The sequence below is a fragment of the Planococcus faecalis genome, assembly GCF_002009235.1.
Lineage (GTDB): Bacteria > Bacillota > Bacilli > Bacillales_A > Planococcaceae > Planococcus > Planococcus kocurii.
In genome coordinates this window covers 1,658,151-1,673,845 of sequence record NZ_CP019401.1, presented here as the reverse complement: position 1 = coordinate 1,673,845, position 15,695 = coordinate 1,658,151, and the positions used below count along the sequence as shown (strand labels likewise).

Below are 15,695 nucleotides of genomic sequence, written 5' to 3'. Positions count from 1 at the left end.
AGCGTCCGCATGGAACGCAGAATCCTGTATCCCCAAGATGAGTCGACTATTTATTCTTTAACTAACATAAAAATGTTCTTCCAACCATCGAATTAAATCCTCAGTTATTTCTTCAAAAACTGTATGATTAATAATTTAGCCTTGATTGCCATTCGGTAACAAAATAGGATGAACACTTTTTTTACAAATCGGATTATAAGAGGTTAACAAGGATAATTGAATTTCGCTTAACTTGAGTAAATCGTAATTCGGTTTCTTCCTGCAACCTTTGATGTAAACAATGCCGAATCCGCGAACCCAAAAATTTCGGTTACCGAATTTGTTTGTGCTGGATATTCTGAAATTCCAATAGATACTGTAATGGTTTTATTAGGTATGTAGTTGGTCTTTTCAACTTTTCCCCTAATCTTTTCTGCCACATTATAAGCACTTTGAGAATCGGTATGGGGAAGAAGTATAACAAACTCTTCTCCTCCATATCGAAAACAAACATCATTTTTTCTTACAACTGTACAAAGTGTTTCGGCCATCATTTTTAAAACCTTGTCTCCCACTTGATGTCCATACGTGTCATTAACGGACTTGAAGTGATCGATATCCAGCACCAGTAGAGAGAACAACCGGCTTTCCGCTGACCAGATGCTTAAAACTTCGTCCAGATTTCTCCGGTTCAGTAGTCCTGTCAACGAGTCGGTCTGTGCAGATTGAGTGAGTTGCAAATTATTTTTTTCGATTGTTTCAAAAGCCAAACCCACACTTTTGGTTAACAGGTCCGCTTCCCGGTTCCAATGAGCTTCTGTCAGAACTTCCTTTTCCGATTGGAAAATCGGTTTTCCTTCAGCTAATCGATTTACGAGAGTGCCCAGTCGATTAAAAGGAGCTGCTAACTTTCGCGCGATCAAGATTGACAACAGAAGCAAAAACAAAAACGGCACCAATACCTTCATTAGCAATTGCCGGAGCTCAGTTAGCAGTAAATTCTCAACAAATGAATACGGAGTTTGCTGCACAATTCCCCATCCTGCTTCTGGAACATAACTATAAGCGGATAGCATAGAAACCCCTATGGCATTTTCCGCAATCTCTGTTCCACTTTTTCCCTCTGCTATTTTACGTACCAGTGAATGTTCATAAAAATTTTCACCAATCCGCTGGCTTTGTGGATGAAACAACAATATTCCGTTGGGGCCAACAACATAGTAGTGGGAACCACTAGTATCACTCGCCTCATTATCAAGAATCTGATTCAAGGCATTTTCTTTTTGAAGATAAATGGTTCCTCCAATCATCCCTCTATAAGTTCCATTATTCGAATAGATGGGTTGACTCATCAAAACTAGTAGCTGATTCGAGGGACCCACATAAGGTTTAGTCAGCATGGGCACTCGTGCATCTAAGACATCTTTAGTAACACCAGAGGTTATTTTTGTTCCTTGCAATCCAATGCCCCCTGGACTGTTAACTCGGATAACTCCCGTTTCATCAACCCACGATAAAGAGTTGAAATAGCCACTGCTGACTCTTAAAAGCTCTAGTTGCTCCTGGATTTCTGGATCAGTCATCTCCTCATGGTCTTCCAAAAACTCTGCGGTAGATTCTAAATGGGTTCTCATCGAAATAAATAATGAGTCGACAGAATGGCTCATCTTTTTAGCCTTGGAAAAATTAAGCGCCAAGTAAGTTGATGTTAAGGACTCTTTATTCGAATGATAAGTCGAAATCGTAAGAATCAAAAGAGTTGATATCACAGAAACGGAGACAAGTAATGATAACAACGTTGCTAAACTTACTTTTCGAGTAGTGAAAGTTTTTCTCATTTAATATACTCCTTAATAACCTATAAAATAATTATTTGAAAAGACGTAGTTTTATTGAGAGCGAAAAATAGCTGCTAAAAAATGCGTCCTAAAGAAGTCCACTTTTCCGTGAATTAGTCATGATAATTTCATCCAACACAAAAAGGTCTTTCTTTTCTTTTTTGTATTCCACGAGAAATTTTATGCGCATTTTTTAACATACATTTCTATTATTTTATGTACTAGTCTTGATTTACACATGGTGAATATTCCCTTATACTTCAAGGTAATTATACCATTATTTACCTCAATATCTTAAATATTCTTTTCTCATCTATAAAAAGGGATTTTAGTATATGATTACTTTTTAAGAAAAGAGAAAAAAGAGGTGCTTTGAAATACCTCTTCTCTTCTCTCCTCTCTTATTTACACAGCTTTCAATAAGCTGCGATATGTTAAATATCATCCATTCAAAAATACAGTTTTAAATTCTTGAAATGCATCTTTTGATGGGATTATTTCCCCTGGTACATTCAAACCCTAGTTATTTCTTCAATTAACTCCATATTACTCAAGTTAAACTGTACTCCTCAAAATCTAAGAACAACTGGATAAGATTTTCAAACAACGTGCGTTGTACTGAATTCTGCCAATCTTCTTCCACATCTGCCATTAGCCACACGACTTCATCAAGGAAAACATGTTCCAGTGCTTTTAGCCAATTCGCTTTCTCCACTTGAGATAGGATTACAAATTCCCCGTACCCTAGTAAAAACAGGTGCCACTGCTGTTTTGTAAAAGGTCGATCTGGCGCAGAGACCAGTTCATTGTGAAATAACAACAGGACCAGCGCCAAATCAAAAATTCGCGGAACCCATCCAGCATTATCCGGATCAATCAAATAAGGCTTTGGCGTATAGACAAGGTTATTCGCTTTAAAATCATGCGGTGTTGCAACGGAAATAAGGTCTGCTTGCTTCAGCTCTGCCTGTTGACGAACCGCTTGCAGAAGCCGGACTTCTAATTTCGGATTTATCGTGATGCCGTGTGGAGCTGCATTTTGCACAATGTGCTGGAAGCTCTCTGTGACTTCCTCTTCCGTGAAATCAAATACATTGTAGATATCCAGTTCAAATTCATTGTTAACAGGAGATAGCGCGTGAATTCTTCCAAGCAACCTTCCTGCTTCTTGGATTTCCCAATCCTTCCCTATATAAGACTCTCCATGAATAAACGGATAAACAACGTAGGTTTCTTCGTCGAAAGTCCTCGGGTTTTCTACAGGAATCTTTGCTGGAATAATCACCTCAATGCCTTGTTTGTTTATTGTTTTTGTATACTTCATGAGACGATTCGCTTTCTGAATTGGATGTTGCGTTTTTTTGACGATAAAGTCGCCTTCAGGTCTTTTTAGCCGGTAAACTGGCGAGAACGGATAGATACTGATTGGCTCTTCTTCTAATTCAAAACCAAAATTCTTTGCAATTGTTTTAGCTTTCATTAAATTCTGCCTGCTTTCTCTTGGTCATCTTCATATGGACTGCTTCTAGTATTTATCTTATTCGAATAAGTATATGATTATATTACCAATAAGCAGAAAATTTAGAAACGGTATTTTAAAAGTTTATATTCAAATTTAAAAGCGTTCGTAAAAGTACACTTTTACGAACAAAATGAATTTCAGTACTCAAAAAGACCAATCATAATGATTGGCCTTCCTTTCTTTACCCTATAAAAGTAATGGCATCGATGATAGCCTTGCATTCTTCAATCAACTCTTGATCGGCCTCGTCTGTTAATTTTGCAGCTCTAGCCAATGGATCAATTGCCTTTATCTTTTCACACAATACATACCCAGTTGCCTGATTGTTTACTACGCTGTTCTTGTTATTCTTGGTTCTTCCATTTACCGGTACATGAGTCGGGTAAGCTTTATTCGTATTGGTGATTGGCAAAACCCAAATTAAGTCGGTCTCTTTATGTACATTTTCTTCTGAAACAACGATGGCTAGACGATAACCTTGCTGTTCGTGCTCTTTTGCCGGCGACATATCGACCTTTATAATATCCCCAACTTTAAAAAATCTTGTCATCACTACTCCTCCAATTAAATAGTGCCTGTACTTTTCCATTGAGGATTAAGTACAGGCAAACGATTTTTGAGCCTATTAATTGCTTACCACTCTTCTTTTCCGACTGGTGCTACTTCATCCCAAAGTGCTTCAGGCTCAGGTTTTTCACCATTATAACCAACAAATAACTTTTGAAACGGAGTTAACTGGCTTTTTCGAACTAATGAAATTCGATTTGGTTCAATCTCTACATCAAATACAGCATCATCAGTTGCATTAAATCCGGCTTCCTCAAGGATATCTCTTGTAAGCCGAACTGCTTTACTGTTACCCCAATTCTGAAGTTTAGCCTCTCGGTGACTAACTTTCTGCTTGATTTGCGGCACGTGAATCAACTCCTCAGAGTGCTATTTATATACCAAGTATATACAGTGTATCTACATTCAGCAAACAATAGCTCTTTTAAGATTCTTCTATAATGGAACTCGATTAAAAAGTAGTCACCATTCGCAATAAACTCTTTTGATCAATCTAGCTGTTTATTTCACTTCGGATAATTCGGAATATATAAACTTTTACATTTTTTATTTTAGATTTTTTTCCCCATTGCTGTTGATTGCGTTTGATAGCCCAGTTTTTTATAAAGTTTATAAGCATTAGGATTTCTGCCAAAAACATTTAATCCCATAGAGGTAATCCCAGCACTTTTCATGTTTTCTTCTAATTCTTTCAATACCAAGGTAGCGAATCCTTTCTTTCTAAACTCTTCATGGATTAAAATATGGTAGATATAAGCTTTATTACTTTCGGATTGTATAGTGTACCAAATCACCCCAATTGTTTTATCTTCTTCGGTTGAATAAATAGTGTAAACTAACTGGCCTTCTGTGCCTTGTTTGTTTGGAAGGAGTTGTTCCATTAAATCTTTTGATTCTTCCATCGCCTTTTCTAATGGAATCATATAGTTTTCAGATAAGTCTTTAGCGTAGTCAGGTATAAAATATGCCAAGTAACGATCAAATTCTTCCTCTGTCATTTGTTGTAGTTTTGTTTTCATAATAGTCACTCCTCACATTTTATAAAAATTCTAGAATGTTCTATATTTTATTTCATCCCAACTAATTATACCATTATTTCCCTATCGTTTGTTTTGTCATTCCTCGAGCTCATTCTGAAAGAAAAACAGCTTATAGAAATAAAGCGTTCCTAAAAGTTCACTTTTCAAAACAAAAAGAGACTCAGGTTTGAGCCTCTTCTTCCGATAATTGGTCATATGTCAATGAAGCTGCTTTCACCATTCCTCACATTAACTTTAAATACATTTTATGGTAATTAAAACCTATTTGATGCAACAAAGATATTAGTTACTTTCGTTACAATACTGTTCAGTCAGTCTCAAGTATTCTTTTATAGCTCCAATTAACGACTGCTGGGAGGCATTCCAAAATTCGCTCATTGATACATCTCTCCCTAAAAAGGTTTGTGCCAGTTGTTTCACTGTCTTTCTTCCCGAGTTGCGCAATAGTTCGTCATATCGTTCGTTAAATCCACTAGGCTCTAATTTTGCCAATTCATAAATGCCATTGCTGAACAAATAACCGATAGTGTAAGGAATATTATAGAATGGTTTTTCAGCGTCATAAAAATGAACCGTATACATCCACTTATAAAGTGCCAATTCTTCAATTTCTCCTTCATAAAAGGAATTTTCTGCTTCGCTCAGCAGTAATTTTATTTCCTCTATATTCAATGGACCATTTTTTCTTTTTTCATAAAAGGCCTGTTTAAACCGGAACATATTGGGTACGGTTCCAACGTACATCAAACCATTTTTGATTTTTATTTCGAGAAGAGCCAGTTTTTCCAATTCATTGGTGGTCTGATTAATAACAGCATCCAATACCAGGTTTTCCATGAAAGTAGAAGCTGTTTCATCGACGCTTGTTCCTTTCCGTTGGGCAAGAGCCGGTTCCTCATGAAGGATAAAGTTATGGTAAGCATGACCTAATTCGTGGGCTAGGGTTACGATATCCTGATAAGTTTCTCGATAAGTGAAAAATATTCGGCTTTCTTTTGCCAACGGCATGGATGCACAAAACCCACCTTCTGCCTTGTTGGGTCGATTTTCAGTTTCGATCCAGCCTGCTTCAAACGCCATTTCCGCAAAATGACCTAACTTTTCATTGAACCGATAAAATTGCTTAAGGATTAAGCTCCTCGCTTCAGCATAAGACACTTTCTCGACAGGAGCGAATACGGGGGCAACTAAATCAAACCAACTCGTTTTTTTAGTCTGACTGAATTGCAGTTTTCGCTGAATATAGGCTTGATAAGTTTTCTTATTCTGATCAATTGAAGCTAGTACAGTATGAATGGTCTTTTCGTCTAAATCATTTTGTTCAACTGCTTCTTTTAATTGATTGGTCCAGCCACGCTGTTCATATATGTCTAACCGAGAACCGGCAATTCGATTCCATACGGAAGCAAAAGAGGCAGCTTCACCTTCACAAGCCACTTTTATTCCTTGAATCGCATGTTGGCGTAAATCCTGATTCTTTGAATAAATCGCATGATTTAAGGCTTGGCCAATCGATACCTCTGTTATCTTCCCATCTATTTTTATGGAAACTCTCAATTGCGATAGCATCAGTTGGTGTTGCTCTTCCCATCCCTTTATTCCGTTAACGGATAAAACGCTGATGAGTCTTTCCATTTCAGCAGGGAGCTGGTCATGAACTGCCTGTCTCTGTTTTTCTAAATAAAACGAAATGGGTTCCACTGCTTCCAAATTGATAAATTCAGTCCATTCATCTTCGGGAATCGCAGCAAGAACGTGGTCTAAGCTGATTTTTACGGAATCCAACTTTACTTTGATATTAGCACTTTGGTCCATAAGAACGAACGTTGCACTGTCTTTCACGTTCTCGGCATACACACAAGTCAAGAACTCATCCAATTCCTCCCATTCACTCAGCATAGATTGAAACTGGTAAAAAATATCGAGAATTTTTTGAAATTCCTTTTTTTCTATTGCTGCTTCTTGAGCTTCGAAATTCTTACTTAAGATATGAAGATTCTCCGTCAAGCGATTTATGAGTTTTCCTAGCTCTACTGATTGGCTTCCGCCTTCGTATAAAGAATCTAAATTCCAATTTTGTTTAACTGTTTGATTCAATGTCAGTCTCCTCTTCTTTTTACTTTACCGGTAAAATAGCTGCTACTTCCGATAAACTGTTTGTGCTGTCTTTAATGAAATTACAGTAAGCTAACTAAGCAATTAGTGAAACCAACTCTCTAGTTATACGTATTTGTATCATGTTATCAATTTACATATGCGTACGAAAGGGCAAACTAGCAATCGTTAGATTGGTTCAATGCTTATCTAGAGAAAAAGGAGATAAAATATGAATTTTTTAGTTAACTTCATGATCATTGGTTTGTTTATTTTTCCTTTTGTTGCATTTATTCATGAGACCGGACATGCCTTTTTTCTTAAGCTATTTGGTGGAAAGATCAATGAGTTCAGTATTGGGAATGGTAAAATTATATGGAAAAAGAACAACTTCAATATCAGAAATGCTTATTTCGCCGGCGGAAGAGTCGTCGCAAATACGATCAACTGGATGAGCATAACTCAAAAGACCTTCTTCTTTTTAGGTGGAGTACTATTTAACTTAATTTGCGCACTGGTTCTGGATGTGACCACTGGATATGAGTTCGGAGTTTTCCGTCATTATTTAGATAGCTTCATATTCGTATCTTACTTAAATGTTTTTGTCAATTTAGTTCCACTCACTACTATCTTTGGTGAAACCGACGGTAAAAAATTAGTAGAGCTATACAAAAGGTGATCAGAATTACAGTTTTCATTCTTTTTCTAATAGCAGGTACATAAAAGTATCAAGTGAGTTAGGGAAAATAGTTAAGCCTTTTAACATATTTTAAATAACTGTTCGTAAAAGAATGAATTCACAAGTAAAAAGGAGAAAAGATGTGCTAGTTACAGACTCTTTCCTCCTTAAAAATACACATAGCTTCCGATAAGCTGCGATATGTAAACTAAAATTATTATTTATTTAAAATTCATTTGGATATTTGCTTTTTAAATCTTCCACTATTTTTTTTCTAATTTCTTCTGTGAAAACCATGTCCTCTTCAATCAAGGTTCTATACCCAGTTAGTTCCTGGTCCGAATTTATTTGTTCATAAGGTAGAGCCACTTCAACAAGCCGGTTATAAAAGAGATCTTTAGGCATTACATATTCTTTGATTATTTGGATGGTTTCCAATGCTTTTTGCGGGTTATCGATCAAATACAATTCTGCCAATGTGAGAAAGTCGAGTGGCCTCATGTCCTTACTCTCTTCATCTAATTTTTTTTGCAGCTTTAAAGCTAACTCGCTATACCTTCCCTGTTTAAGGTAGATTTCGCTTATCTTTGTTTCGGCTAAGCTCTGATCAATTAAATCTAAACGGCTTTCTCTGATTTCGAGCAAGAGGTTCTCAGCATGTTGATATTGCCCTTTCTCTATGAGCTTATCTACTTGCTTGAATTCTCCTATGATTTCAGCTTGGTTTGCTATTAAATCCATTAAAAAACCTGTTTGAAACTCATTTAAAGGTTTTTGGGCAATTCTCTCGAGATTATCATAAAACGCATCCATTGTTTGCGATTTTAAAAGTTCAGGAATTACTTCGATGCCGTGTGTATTTACCAACAGCTGTACTGCGAAATAACTCTGCGCGTAAGGAGAAAAACCTTCTTGCTGGATTTCCTGAAAGCTTTCGGTAGAATCCATCTTCCTAAAATCCGATACAGTTTCTAGTTGAGAAGGCGCCATCAGGTTTAATGGGTCAGCCATATATTCTGCTATCCCTTCTTCAAACCAAGTAGGAATTTGATTGACAGGTAAGTCTTGCATTTCATAGAATTGATGAGTGCGATAATGAGTATATTCGTGAATTAAGATGTTCTGCCAGCTCTCTATTTCCATCGACATATGAAGAGTGGAATCGTTGGTTATGTAATATCCACCCGTAATGGAATTTTCTGAGGACACTTCTGGGGAATTAAAAGATTCATGGCTTTCTATAGTTAACGGATTTTTTACTTCGCTTCCAAACAGTTCATCAAATCTCGTCTTTTTACTCTTTATTTCAATTGCATACTTTTCAATCTGTTGTTCGCCGTCAGCTGGAAAAAGGTATAGAATCTTATCTTTTTCTTTTTCAATAAAATTCTCTTTTGATGTGTCTTGCGAAATTTGTTTCGTGCCAATGCTGTCTTTAGTTTCTGTAACGGCATTTTTTCCATTGGTAATCATTTCTGAATTGGAATAGGATATGACAACTACTATCACTAATACCCCTGCAAGAAAAATACTTAAGAATAGAAAAATTTTTTGCATACATTGGATCCTCTCTAATATAAATATACTTATTTATCAATATCTAAATTTTACCACAATTGTAATCCACATTTAGAAGTTATCATGTTAATTTAAAAGCGTTCGTAAAAGTACAGCTTTACGAACGCTTTAAAAACAAAGAAAAAATAACAAAAGAACGTTCGTAAAGGTCTCAACACACTTTACGAACGTTCTTTTATTGTATGCCACGTTTACGAACACACCCTACCCGTGTGTAACCTGATTGTTCCTCACAAGTCAGGTTATTCGTCTATCTAATTTCTCCATCTTCTGCGGTTGAATGGCTTTGAAAAATTTTTGTACCATACTCCGTTCGGCAATTTCATATGAAATCACAAAGTAACAAAAATCTTCCAGTGTATCTTGTTCCATCAATACACTTTCTTCGTCTTCTTCAATGGTGATGTAAATCGGGGCATCTTCAATGACTTCACGAATATCCAAGTCATTGCTATAAATGATTCCTGCACTCAGTAGCATGGCGGCTGCTAGGCTGTGAATTTCACCAAGGTCGTTTGTGTTTTTCAATCGGCGTCCTTCAGCCTCTTTTTTTACATCGAGCTGATAAAATGCCTTGCGCATTTCCCTCAGATAGATCGCATATAAATCATACAATTCTTCTGTCGGGATGAGCGTTTCTGCTTGCGGATCAAACAAAATCTATTGCCCACTCGCTATGAATTCATCTGCCTGTTTTCGTACCGATGCTACCTGAAGCTCGTTTAGAACTTCTATATGAATATAAATCTCTTCGTATAACTGATTCAACCATTGAAATACATCCGTCTTCTGAAAACTTCCAGCATGAATGATTATATTGGCGTCAATAAACACTTTGCCTTTACGTTTCATGCTGTTCTGCCTCTGCGACACGCTTCATTTCTTGTTCCTGTAATTTTTTCGCCAACTGACTGTTATACTTCTTTAGTTTGTGGGATGCGGCCAAAGAATCAACGACTCCATTTTCAAGAGCTTCTTCGACAACGCGCTCATAGGCAGTAAAACGTTCAAGCCGTTGGGAAACATCTAACCTGCTCTCAGACAAGTCCAACTTTACTCGTTCGTTCTTCCATTCCTCTTCCGTAAAGGAAATTCCATTAAGGGAAATCCCTAATTCTTTCAACCGGCGAACCACGGCTTCATAAGGAACTTCCGAAAAATCTGCAATGAGAATAACGGATTCTTTCGGCTCATATAATTTCTTGAACTGAAGCCACAAATCCTTCATTATTGCCTTCGGCAACATGATGGCTGCGGCAAATCGATCGGCTGCGCGTTCGTGATCAAAATGTTCATCTTGCAACTGGCTAGCTTCCGATAAATGCCATAGCTCATGCGCTGCGGTGAAATAACGCACCCGCAATGAATGGAACGTATTCAGCGCAATAAATTGCGTCCCCGATTCATGACTGACAGCTGCCCCGTAGTAAGTTGGATCTTCTACGTATTGGTAAATTACGTTTGCCTTACTCGCGAGGATTCGTTCGATATGAGAGCCAATAAAGATCGCACTGGCGGTAGTTTCTGCTAAAAAATCAGCCGCAAACGCTTCTGCGACTGCCTCTGCCTGTTTTTTACGATCCATTCGTTTGCCCACGCTTTAAACCCAGGTAATCTTCAATCACGAATAACATCTCTTCCACTTCTTGCTTGGAACGTCGGTTGGACGTGGTTCCTCTCAACTGGACGACCAACCGTTTTGAGTTGAAAGAACTGTCTTCCATCAGTTCATTCACCGACATCCCAAGTACTTTTGCTAACTCAGGGATTCTTTTAGGTTGAATCGTTCGATTCCCCGACAGCATATGACCAACTAATGCTTTGCTTATGTTTAGTTCTTCAGCTAACCATTGATGTGACTTTCCATTTTCTTGGAGCCAGATTTTCACTTTTTCGATTACTACTTCATTTGTTCTCATGCTCTACCGCCTCCTCTAACTACATCTATTATATAAATTTTTGTAGTCGACTACAATTTAACTTACTTTTTCTTTCTTCTGTCTCTTCCATAGTCACTAATGAACAACTTCTTTTCGAGCCGCATAGTTGGATAATTTTAAGCGCTTTTGACCGGACTATGTTCATGCTATAGTGATACCAATCATTCCGGCCGCTGCAGTTGGGAACTATATAATAGAAGAAACTCATGTTACACTGGGAAGAACAGAACCCATCACGCCTTTTCATCATGCGGACCACGGTGGGTCGAATACTTTTTGAGCCTTATACTAATAAAGTTAAGCTATTAAGGTGGGAAAGGTTCCCCATGCGCTCACGATGAGTTATCAGAGATCCCGGATACGCCGTCCGGGTAATAGCTCCCTAAACAAGTAACTCCGCTAACTTCGGTTAGCGGAGTTTTTTTACATGCTTGATTTTCTTACAATCCGTACTTTGTTAAGGTTATTGTTTTTCTAAGTAACGATAAATAGTGGTACGAGAAATGCCCCATCTTTCAGCCACATCTTTGATGGGGGTCCCCCCTTGAATCAGGGAACGCATCATCTCAATATCTTTTGGTCCGAATTTTTCTGGCCGTCCACCTAGCCGTCCTCTCGCCCGGGCAGCAGTTCGTCCTGCAGCTGAACGCTCCTCAATCAAGTTTCGTTCAAATTCAGCGAATGCCGCAAACAAATGGAACATCAATTGTCCTGTTGCGTTGCGTTTATCCATCGTCAAGTTTTCCTGCAAACTATGGAAGGCGACACCCCGTTCATTTAAGGCATTTACCAGTTGAATCAAGTCCTGCATATTTCGTCCCAAGCGATCCAATCGCCAAACGACAATCGTATCTCCTTCATGAGCATACGAGATGGCTTCTTCTAAACCGGGCCGTTGCTTTTTCGTTCCACTCATTTTGTCATGGAATGTTTTATCACAACCATAAGCAGTTAACGCATCCATCTGTAGATCCAAATTTTGTAATCCTGTAGACACACGCGCATATCCAATGAGCACTCGATCCCTCTTCTCTTCTTTTTCGTTGAATTTATTGTACCATAAGATAAAAACGAAGTGCTTAATGTACATAGAATACTGTACAGTGTTTTATAACATGAAACGCATGAAAAAGATCCTTTTTAAACCGACGAGTGTCGTGTTCAGAAAAGGACCGAGTTTTGGAAGATAGATTACAGATAACAATCAAAAGAATTAAGAATAATCAATAAATAAAACTTTAAGTATTCGTAATATGGTACAATTTTCCACACATTACATAGGAGGTACAATCCAATGGTGAGAAAATAATCGGAGAGAATCTTAAAATGTTTTATTAGTTTTTAAAATACATATATGGATTTTCTCTTTCATCGAATTAAGATCTAGATCTAGTATAGAGGAGAGAGATATACAATGTTAAATAAATTAAGTGAGTCCATTTATTATTTATCAAATCAAGATGATCGAGAACGTCCAGCTTTAGGATTGGTATGTGGTGAAAAACATAGCTTAATCATAGACGCTGGTAACTCCACACAACACGCCAAAGAGTTTTTATTAGAAATTCAGAAACTAAATGTACCACCAGTTAAATATGTCGTCATTACACATGCGCATTGGGATCATTTCCTAGGTATGAATGAGTTTGATGCATCGGTAATAGTTAATAGCCAAACAAACGAATTAATGAAAGAATGGCAAAGCTTTTCGTATGATGACAGCTCGCTCCAAAAGTATGTGAGCCAAGATCTAATGAATGTGAAGTGTGCGGAGATTATAAAAGACGACATCCCAAACAGGAATGATTTCAAGTTGAACTCTCCAGATATCATCTTTGAAAAGACGTTAACGATTGATTTAGGAAATAAGGTCTGTCTGCTTAAACAAGTCAAAAGTACGCATGCAGACGATTCAACAATCGTGTATGTTCCTGATGAGAAAGTTATTTTTCTAGGTGATTGTGCATATGGGACAACCACAAATTCTTTGTTCCACTTCAAACAAGCTTTATTGTTGCCAATGATTGAAGACATTCAGAAATTTGATGCAAAAATGTCTCTTCTTGGTCACGAGTCTATTTGTGATTCGGATGAAATGAATCTCTATTGGCAAGAGTTAACGGCAGTAAATCAAGCTGTAAAATCAAGGTCATTAGAAGATGCTAAAGAAAACTTTGTAGCAGAAAATAAAAGAGAGCCTAATGATAATGAGCTGTTTTTTATTCAAGCATTTGTGAATGACCAAATCATAAATTCGTAAAAATATTAGCGAACATGGAAGTCACCTCATTTGAACTAAGGTGGCCTTCTCTATCTTCAACTTTAGACTAATTAGAAAATTGCTATCTCCCTTTGTCAACAATGGAAGGTTTTAACGGGAACTTGAAGTGCCGCTCCAGTAAAGACTGGTCCGTTAAGAAGAATAACGCATCTGCATCATATGGCATCTATGCAGTATATCTTTCTTTTCCTCCAGCAGCACCATTTTTTAACTCATCTACACAGAAGAGTTTTTCGCAAAATGCCACGGTGAAATAAAACAGCAATAAACTCGATGCGTTCACATGACAATTTCGGGCCTATCTTACTAGTAATGCCAGATTATTTTCAGTGGCAAGCTTCTGTACTTTTAAATCCGTTTTCATTTGGATAGAGCTTTTTGCCAGTTCTAAACAAAATTCACTTTCGTCAAACCGTACAAAGCCAAACAATTGTGTAGAAATCCATCCCATTACGAATCATCTGAACATCTCTTTCTAAGGGTATTAACGGGTGCGCGGAGGGATGACAAGCTGTCATCTTATATCGACGATTTTCGTTTTGATAGGTATAATCGATTCTTGAATGATTACGGATCTTTGAACCTATCATGTATGTGTCTGTGTTTACATATTTGATTTTGCTTTTATCCAACAGGTTTATAAGCCTATTGGCAAACGTCTTTTTCTCTGCAGCACCATGACCGGATATTCAGATAATAATTTTTATCCGTCTCTTTTATTCTTTTTGCTAACTCTTGAATAAAATCTTCCATTCTTCTTCTTTTAGGCTTGTTGTTGGCTTTTTTGAATCCCATTCTAAAGCTTCTTTTTGAATTTTTAAAGCCAGTTGCTCTTTTCCCTGGATATAGGATTCGATGTCGTACGGAAACTTCTGGCTCAAACGGCTTTTTAATTCTCCATATTCTTTCCTAGCAATCGAATGAGTGCGAAGATAGTCACGAAATGCTAAATGTCTTTCAATTTCAAGACTTCCGATTTGATAAATATGGAGATGATGCGTCCGTTCATCTCCGCCTTTTTGAAAATACCTGCGTCCTGGAATTCCATTTTCGCCTTTTCCTTCGTATCCTAAGCCTTGTAATTGATTAGTATAGGTATCTACTAAAGTGATTTCTTTGACTATAGCTAATATGTCTATGACCGGCTTAGCTTGTAATTCTGGAATGGATGTACTGCCAAAATGATGAATCGAAACAATCTCTTCGCCTAAAATTTCCTTTAACTTAGTTGCCTCTTTGACAAATAAGGATACCCACTGTTTATCATATGGCAAAACTATAACTTCTCTCAAAACTTCACCCTACTTTCGCTAATTCACAAATTTTTCATAACCATGAATTCTCTCAAATGTCATCAAGAAATGGTGGTTTGTATCTTCAAAAACAAAATGTTTCTTAAAAGTGCACCCATTGAGAGAAAGATGGAAAGCACTAAAAGTTTGGTCTTTATCCTTCTTCGTTCATGTATAAGAATTTCATGGCAAAAAAAAGCCATTTAAATTCTAAACGGCTAAGACAGTTTGAATTTATTTTGAGTAAACAAAACGAAGAATAGGCATATTCGTTTCTAGAGTATATTATTCCACAAAGCCCATTTCATTCAATGGCCAAAAGACGTAATTAGTGCTACCGATTATATTCGTTATCGGCACGAGACCAATAATTCGACTATCGGTGCTATTTCGACGATTATCGCCTAAAACGAAGACATAACCTTTAGGAATCTTGTCCAGTTCTGTAAGTCCTGCAAGTGTAAAATCTTCTGTTAGCGTTCCACTTCCCAAGTTATATTGCTCCTTAAGAGAAGATAAATACGGTTCAGCTTGAGCTTCCCCATTTATGTACAGCTGATCATTCTCGTAGGCTACATAATCTCCCGGAACGCCAATTACTCGTTTAATATAATCTTTGTCTTTTGTCGCATGAAACACCACAATATCGGATCTTTCAGGTTCTCCGATGAAATAACCAATTTTGTTCACCAACATTCGATCCTCATTTTCAAGTGTCGGCATCATTGATTCTCCATCGACAACAACTGGGGCGAATAAGAAAAAACGAATGAGTCCAGCGACTGCTAAAGCAACAAAGAGCGCTTTTCCCCACTCCCAAAGTTCATTTTTCTCTTTTTTTGTCTGATCCACGGTTTACTTTCCCCCTTACTATACTAAATCTGA

The 15,695-nt window shown here is 37.3% G+C and carries 16 protein-coding genes; 2 read left to right on the top strand and 14 right to left on the bottom strand.

What is annotated here, in order from left to right; genetic code table 11:
• Positions 1–227: 227 nt before the first annotated feature.
• The 6 genes from AJGP001_RS08345 to AJGP001_RS08320 form a co-directional block, all read right to left on the bottom strand.
• On the bottom strand, positions 228–1,817 hold the full coding sequence (locus AJGP001_RS08345) for a sensor domain-containing diguanylate cyclase (RefSeq protein WP_071154055.1): 1,590 nt from the start codon (positions 1,815–1,817) through the stop codon (positions 228–230).
• 550 nt (positions 1,818–2,367) lie between these two features.
• Positions 2,368–3,297 carry a phosphotransferase gene (locus tag AJGP001_RS08340; RefSeq protein WP_071154054.1) on the bottom strand — a complete coding sequence of 310 codons (930 nt, stop codon included), beginning with the start codon at positions 3,295–3,297 and terminating at the stop codon, positions 2,368–2,370.
• A gap of 223 nt (positions 3,298–3,520) precedes the next feature.
• Entirely contained in the window at positions 3,521–3,889 is a 369-nt protein-coding gene (locus AJGP001_RS08335) for a type II toxin-antitoxin system PemK/MazF family toxin (protein WP_071154053.1), read from the bottom strand.
• 83 nt (positions 3,890–3,972) lie between these two features.
• Entirely contained in the window at positions 3,973–4,254 is a 282-nt protein-coding gene (locus AJGP001_RS08330) for an AbrB/MazE/SpoVT family DNA-binding domain-containing protein (protein WP_071154052.1), read from the bottom strand.
• 203 nt (positions 4,255–4,457) lie between these two features.
• The gene (locus tag AJGP001_RS08325; RefSeq protein ID WP_071154051.1) at positions 4,458–4,925 is read right to left on the bottom strand and encodes a GNAT family N-acetyltransferase; all 468 of its coding nucleotides are present in this window, start codon (positions 4,923–4,925) and stop codon (positions 4,458–4,460) included.
• A 303-nt stretch (positions 4,926–5,228) separates the two neighbouring features.
• Complete coding sequence (locus tag AJGP001_RS08320) at positions 5,229–7,043, bottom strand: M3 family oligoendopeptidase (RefSeq protein WP_071154050.1); 1,815 nt, start codon at positions 7,041–7,043, stop codon at positions 5,229–5,231.
• Between the two features lie 229 nt (positions 7,044–7,272).
• Here AJGP001_RS08320 and AJGP001_RS08315 point away from each other — a divergent pair, with 229 nt between their 5' ends.
• Positions 7,273–7,719: a site-2 protease family protein gene (locus tag AJGP001_RS08315; RefSeq protein WP_071154049.1), complete on the top strand. Its 447-nt coding sequence runs from the start codon at positions 7,273–7,275 to the stop codon at positions 7,717–7,719.
• 225 nt (positions 7,720–7,944) lie between these two features.
• Here AJGP001_RS08315 and AJGP001_RS08310 read toward each other — a convergent pair whose 3' ends face one another.
• From AJGP001_RS08310 to AJGP001_RS08285, 6 genes are all read right to left on the bottom strand, one after another.
• A complete protein-coding gene (locus AJGP001_RS08310) occupies positions 7,945–9,276 on the bottom strand; it encodes a peptidase MA family metallohydrolase (RefSeq protein ID WP_078080375.1) in 1,332 nt (443 codons plus the stop codon).
• 258 nt (positions 9,277–9,534) lie between these two features.
• Positions 9,535–9,954, bottom strand: a complete 420-nt coding sequence (locus AJGP001_RS08305; protein WP_071154046.1) for a hypothetical protein — start codon at positions 9,952–9,954, stop codon at positions 9,535–9,537.
• 3 nt (positions 9,955–9,957) lie between these two features.
• Positions 9,958–10,149, bottom strand: a complete 192-nt coding sequence (locus tag AJGP001_RS08300) for a PIN domain-containing protein (protein WP_071154045.1) — start codon at positions 10,147–10,149, stop codon at positions 9,958–9,960.
• On the bottom strand, positions 10,139–10,882 hold the full coding sequence (locus AJGP001_RS08295; RefSeq protein ID WP_071154044.1) for an ImmA/IrrE family metallo-endopeptidase: 744 nt from the start codon (positions 10,880–10,882) through the stop codon (positions 10,139–10,141). Before AJGP001_RS08295 ends, AJGP001_RS08300 begins: the two co-directional genes overlap by 11 nt.
• Positions 10,872–11,216 carry a helix-turn-helix domain-containing protein gene (locus AJGP001_RS08290; RefSeq protein WP_071154043.1) on the bottom strand — a complete coding sequence of 115 codons (345 nt, stop codon included), beginning with the start codon at positions 11,214–11,216 and terminating at the stop codon, positions 10,872–10,874. Before AJGP001_RS08290 ends, AJGP001_RS08295 begins: the two co-directional genes overlap by 11 nt.
• 484 nt (positions 11,217–11,700) lie before the next feature.
• The gene (locus AJGP001_RS08285; RefSeq protein WP_071154042.1) at positions 11,701–12,255 is read right to left on the bottom strand and encodes a recombinase family protein; all 555 of its coding nucleotides are present in this window, start codon (positions 12,253–12,255) and stop codon (positions 11,701–11,703) included.
• A 396-nt stretch (positions 12,256–12,651) separates the two neighbouring features.
• On the opposite strand from AJGP001_RS08285, the gene AJGP001_RS08280 reads away from it, so the two are divergent.
• Complete coding sequence (locus AJGP001_RS08280) at positions 12,652–13,497, top strand: MBL fold metallo-hydrolase (RefSeq protein WP_078080374.1); 846 nt, start codon at positions 12,652–12,654, stop codon at positions 13,495–13,497.
• Between the two features lie 749 nt (positions 13,498–14,246).
• On the opposite strand, the gene AJGP001_RS08275 is transcribed toward AJGP001_RS08280, so the two are convergent.
• Both AJGP001_RS08275 and lepB read right to left on the bottom strand, forming a co-directional pair.
• Positions 14,247–14,810 (bottom strand): GrpB family protein, encoded by a 564-nt coding sequence (locus tag AJGP001_RS08275; RefSeq protein WP_071154041.1) that lies wholly within the window; start codon positions 14,808–14,810, stop codon positions 14,247–14,249.
• A 285-nt stretch (positions 14,811–15,095) separates the two neighbouring features.
• Positions 15,096–15,662 (bottom strand): signal peptidase I, encoded by a 567-nt coding sequence (lepB, locus tag AJGP001_RS08270; RefSeq protein WP_071154040.1) that lies wholly within the window; start codon positions 15,660–15,662, stop codon positions 15,096–15,098.
• Positions 15,663–15,695: the final 33 nt, after the last annotated feature.